This window comes from Micromonospora sp. 4G55, from assembly GCF_016803375.1.
The window spans coordinates 1-4,361 of the sequence record NZ_JAEVHN010000527.1 but is presented as its reverse complement, the minus strand read 5'-3'; the positions used below and the strand labels follow the sequence as shown (position 1 = coordinate 4,361).

The window sequence follows — 4,361 nt, the reverse complement described above, 5'->3', positions numbered from 1 at the left end:
CCGGCCTGCGGGTGCTGGTCCCCCGCGAGCTGGCCTACGACAACCGGGACGGGCAGTGGCGCTGGCGGGAGGACATCCCGCCGCGCAACCGGCGGCTGGCGCTGCGCCAGGAGGAGATCGACGACCTGCTCGACCGGGGCTTCCCGCTGCCCGAGTGGCACACCCCGCCGGCGGTGGCCAAGGAGCTGAGCCGGGCCCGCCCGCCGCGGCGGCACCGGGGCCTGGTGGTGTTCCTGACCGGCCTGTCCGGCTCCGGCAAGTCGACCATCGCCCGCGGGCTGGCGGACGTGCTGCGGGAGCAGGGCGACCGCACGGTGACCCTGCTCGACGGCGACGTGGTGCGCCGGGAACTGTCGGCGGGGCTCGGCTTCAGCCGGGCGGACCGGGACGCCAACGTCCGCCGGATCGGCTGGGTGGCCGCCGAGGTCGCCCGGCACCGGGGGGTGGGCATCTGCTGCCCGATCGCCCCGTACGCCCAGGCGCGGGCGACCGCCCGGGAGATGGCGCTGGCGGCGGGGGCCGGTTTCGTGCTGGTCCACGTGGCCACCCCGTTGGACGTCTGCGAGCGGCGGGACCGCAAGGGCCTGTACGCGCGGGCCCGGGCCGGCCTGCTCACCGGGATGACCGGCGTCGACGACCCGTACGAGGAGCCGACCGACGCCGAGATCGTGGTCGACACCACCGATCTGACCGTCGACGAGGCGGTGCTGTCGGTGATGAACCACCTCACCGAGACCGGCTGGGTGGAGCCCCGCCTCCAGTCCGCCTGATTCCCGCCAGGGTCACCTTTCGTCGCTGCCCCCTGCGCGCTAGTGTTCATCTTTGTTGGAACACGTTTGAGCGCGTGTGAGAGTGCGCGGGAGCCGGAGGTACGGACGGATGCTGGCGCGGCAGCGGCAGGCGGCCATCCTCGACCGGGTCCGCACCGCCGGTGGCGTCCGGGTCACCGAGCTGGCGGCCGAGTTCGGCGTCTCCGACATGACCATCCGGCGTGACCTGGAGACGTTGCACGAGCAGGGCCTGCTGGCCAAGGTGCACGGCGGCGCCACCGTCCCCGGCCCCAGCTCCACCGACGAGCCGGGTTTCCACGCCAAGTCGGTGCGGCAGCTCGCGGAGAAGGCCGCCATCGCCGGCCGGGCCGCCGAGCTGGTCCGCCCCGGCGCGGCGGTCGCGCTGTCGGCCGGCACCACCACCGCCGAGCTGGCCCGCCGCCTGGTCGACGTGCCCGGGCTGACCGTGGTGACGAACTCGCTGCCGGTCGCCGAGATCCTGCACGCGCAGGGCCGCACCGACCAGACCGTGGTGCTCACCGGTGGGGTGCGCACCCCGTCCGACGCGCTGGTCGGCCCGCTGGCCGTGGAGGCGATCCGCTCGCTCCACCTGGACCTGCTCTTCCTCGGCGTGCACGGGATCACCGAGCGGGCCGGCTTCACCACCCCGAACCTGATGGAGGCGGAGACCGACCGGGCCCTGGTGGCCGCCGCCGACCGGTTGGTGGTGCTGGCCGACCACACCAAGTGGGGCACCGTGGGCATCTCCTCGATCGTCGGCCTCGGCGCCGCCGACGTGCTGGTCACCGACAACCGGCTGGCTCCGGAGGCGCGCCGGGTACTGGACGAGAAGGTGGGAGAGCTGGTGGTCGTGGCGAGCACGGGCCGGGCGACGACGGAGGGGACGGCGCGGTGAAGCGTACGGCGATCGAACTGGCGGACGGCCGCGAGCTGATCTACTTCGACGAACGGGACGACGCGGTCCGCGACCAGCCGGACCGGCGCGAGCTGCCCCCTCCCCCGCCCGCCTCCCAGCTGCGGTACGACCCGCTGACCGACGAGTGGGTGGCGGTGGCGGTGCACCGGCAGACCCGCACCTTCCTCCCCCCGGCCGACCAGTGCCCGCTCTGCCCCACCCGAGGTGACCGGCTCAGCGAGATCCCGGCCCCCGACTACGACGTGGCCGTGTTCGAGAACCGGTTCCCCTCGCTGAGCCAGCGGGTGGCCGACGAGCCGGCCGAGATCACCCCGTTCACCCCGGTACGCCCGGGCCGGGGCCGCTGCGAGGTGGTCTGCTTCACCGACGACCACAACGCCTCGTTCGCCAGCCTGCCGCCGCGCCGGGTGCGCACCGTGCTGGACGCGCTCGCCGACCGGACCGTGGCGCTCGCCGAGCTGCCCGGCGTCGAGCAGGTGTTCTGCTTCGAGAACCGGGGCGTGGAGATCGGGGTCACCCTGCACCACCCGCACGGGCAGATCTACGCGTACCCGTTCGTGACGCCGCGGACCCGGTCGCTGCTGGCCGCCGCCCGCCGGCACGCCGAGCGCACCGGCGGCGGCAACCTCTACGCCGACGTGCTCGCCGCCGAGCGGGCCGCCGGCGACCGGGTGGTCACCAGCAACGAGCACTGGACCGCGTACGTCCCGGCGGCCGCCCGCTGGCCGTTCGAGGTGCACGTGGCGCCGCACCGGCCGGTGCCCGACATCCCGGCGTTGACCGACGCCGAGCGGGACGCGTTCGGCCCGCTCTACCTGGACGTGCTGCGTCGCTTCGACGGGCTCTTCGACCTGCCGATGCCGTACATCGCGGCCTGGCACCAGGCGCCGGTGCGGATCGACCGGGAGCTGGGTCACCTGCACCTTCAGCTGTTCAGCATCCGGCGGGCCAAGGACAAGCTGAAGTACCTGGCCGGCTCGGAGTCCGGCATGGGCGTCTTCATCAACGACATCGCGCCCGAGCGGGCCGCGGAACTGCTCCGCGCCGCCTGACCCCGGCCCGCGTCCGGGCGGCGAGTGCGGCAGCGCCCGGGGGAACAGGGCGCGGGGGGCCCGGGACAGGGCCCCCCGCAGGGAAGGGACGGCTGGCTGTGCGCGACAGCCGGGAAGGTTGGCTGATCGGCACTCGTGCCGCGAGGCGACCGCGGTCAACCTTCCTGGACGAGACTGGCATCACGTCCACCCAATTCAACGACCCACGCCCACCCCGGTGACGCCGGGGCTACGCCCACGGATTGATCGCCACCGTTCGCCGCGTGTCGCGTGATCCGCTCGCGCGCTCCAACACCGCGACCCCCCGCAAACCGCGCGGCAGCCGGGCCCCGGGTACGACGGAGCCCGCCGGCGGATGCCGGCGGGCTCGGTCGGTGGCGCGGTACGAGGATCAGGCGAGCTTGCGCGCCAGGTTCTCGTCGAGCGCGTTCATGAACTCGTCGGTGGTCAGCCACGGGGCGTCCCGCGAGATGAGCAGCGCGAGGTCCTTCGTCATCTGGCCGCCCTCGACGGTGTCCACGATGACCTGCTCCAAGGTGTTGGCGAACTCGGTGACCGCCGGGGTGCCGTCCAGCTTGCCCCGGTGGGCCAGGCCCCGGGTCCAGGCGTAGATCGACGCGATCGGGTTGGTCGAGGTCTTCTCGCCCTTCTGCCACTGCCGGTAGTGCCGGGTGACCGTGCCGTGCGCGGCCTCGGCCTCGACGGTGCGGCCGTCCGGGGAGAGCAGGACCGAGGTCATCAGGCCGAGCGAGCCGAAGCCCTGCGCGACGGTGTCGGACTGCACGTCACCGTCGTAGTTCTTGCAGGCCCAGACGTAGCCGCCCTCCCACTTGAGCGCGGCGGCGACCATGTCGTCGATCAGCCGGTGCTCGTAGGTGATGCCGGCGGCGTCGAACTCGGCCTTGAACTCGTTCTCGAACACCTCGGCGAAGATGTCCTTGAACCGGCCGTCGTACGCCTTGAGGATGGTGTTCTTGGTGGACAGGTAGACCGGGTAGTTGCGGTCCAGGCCGTACCGGAACGAGGCCCGGGCGAAGTCCCGGATCGACTCGTCGAAGTTGTACATGCCCATGGCGATGCCGCGCCGGGGAAGTTGGCGACCTCCATCTCCATCGGGGCGCCGCCGTCGGCCGGGGTGTAGGTGATGGTCACCGTGCCCGGGCCGGGGACGACGAAGTCGGTGGCCTTGTACTGGTCACCGTGGGCGTGCCGGCCGATGATGATCGGCTTGGTCCAGCCGGGGACGAGCCGCGGCACGTTGGACATGATGATCGGCTCGCGGAAGACGACGCCGCCGAGGATGTTGCGGATGGTGCCGTTCGGCGACCGCCACATCTTCTTCAGGCCGAACTCCTCCACCCGGGCCTCGTCCGGGGTGATGGTCGCGCACTTGACGCCGACGCCGTGCTCCTTGATGGCGTTGGCGGCGTCGACGGTGACCTGGTCGTTCGTCTCGTCGCGGTGCTGGATCGAGAGGTCGTAGTAGTGCAGGTCGACGTCGAGGTAGGGCAGGATCAGCTGCTCACGGATCTGCTTCCAGATGATCCGGGTCATCTCGTCGCCGTCGATCTCCACGACCGGGTTGTTTACCTTGATCTTCGC

Annotated in this window: 3 protein-coding genes and 1 pseudogene; 3 read left to right on the top strand and 1 reads right to left on the bottom strand. The window is 72.3% G+C overall.

Translation table 11 applies throughout. From position 1 onward, the window contains the following. The 3 genes from cysC to galT form a co-directional block, all read left to right on the top strand. The coding region (gene cysC / locus JNW89_RS29005; protein ID WP_238451515.1) for an adenylyl-sulfate kinase at window positions 1–770 on the top strand (770 nt) is incomplete at its 5' end. A 109-nt stretch (window positions 771–879) separates the two neighbouring features. Continuing rightward, a complete protein-coding gene (locus JNW89_RS29000) occupies window positions 880–1,686 on the top strand; it encodes a DeoR/GlpR family DNA-binding transcription regulator (protein ID WP_238451514.1) in 807 nt (268 codons plus the stop codon). After that, on the top strand, window positions 1,683–2,759 hold the full coding sequence (galT, locus tag JNW89_RS28995) for a galactose-1-phosphate uridylyltransferase (RefSeq protein WP_238451513.1): 1,077 nt from the start codon (window positions 1,683–1,685) through the stop codon (window positions 2,757–2,759). Before JNW89_RS29000 ends, galT begins: the two co-directional genes overlap by 4 nt. A gap of 391 nt (window positions 2,760–3,150) precedes the next feature. Here galT and JNW89_RS28990 read toward each other — a convergent pair. Further along, window positions 3,151–4,361 (bottom strand): annotated as a pseudogene (locus tag JNW89_RS28990) (NADP-dependent isocitrate dehydrogenase); the annotation flags it as partial.